Consider the following 667-nt stretch of genomic DNA (forward strand, 5'->3'; position numbering starts at 1 on the left):
TTTGCCGTCGAGCAGCGCCAGCGGGCGGAAGGTGCCGGGTTCGTAGACGTAGCTGCGGTATTCGCTTTCGCTGCTTTCGGCGACGAGGTGGTCGCCTTGCCAGAAGAATTCGGTGATCTCGCCGTTGACGGTTTTGCGGATACGCCGGCCAAAGGCGTCGTATTGGTAACTGGCGGTCTGGCCGTCGGGGCGGGTCAGGCCGATCAGGCGGTGCTGGCTGTCGTAGCGGTATTCGGTGACGAGTGTCTGCGCGCGGCCGCGACGTTCGCGGATCAGGTTGCCGAAGGCGTCGTAGTCGTAATGGCGGTCGCCCTGCATGAGCAGGCGATTGCCTTTTATCTGGCTCGGACCTGGGCGGTCCTGCATCAGCAGGTTGCCGGCCGGGTCGTGGGCGAAGGATTCCGGCAGTTCGTCGCGTGAGTGACGGACGCGGATCAGCCGGTCGAGGGCGTCGTAGCCGTAGGTGCGCTGGCCGTGGCGGCTGTCGGCGATGTGCGCGAGATTGCCGTTGGCGCTGTAGGCATAATCGCGGCGGTACAGCGCATCGCGCTGATGGCCTACGGCGTGGGCGAGTAATCGTCCCTGATCGTCGTAGGAGTATTCGCTGAGCAGCAGACCTTGTTGGCGTTGCAGTTCGCGACCGGACTGGTAGACATGGCGGGTCAGC

Annotated in this window: 1 pseudogene; it reads right to left on the bottom strand. The window is 64.5% G+C overall.

Annotated features, from left to right (window positions below):
- A pseudogene (locus tag AC0ZWN_RS28820) lies at nt 1-667 on the bottom strand (type IV secretion protein Rhs); the annotation flags it as partial.

It is taken from the genome of Pseudomonas sp. 3B-A001-10F, from assembly GCF_056313565.1.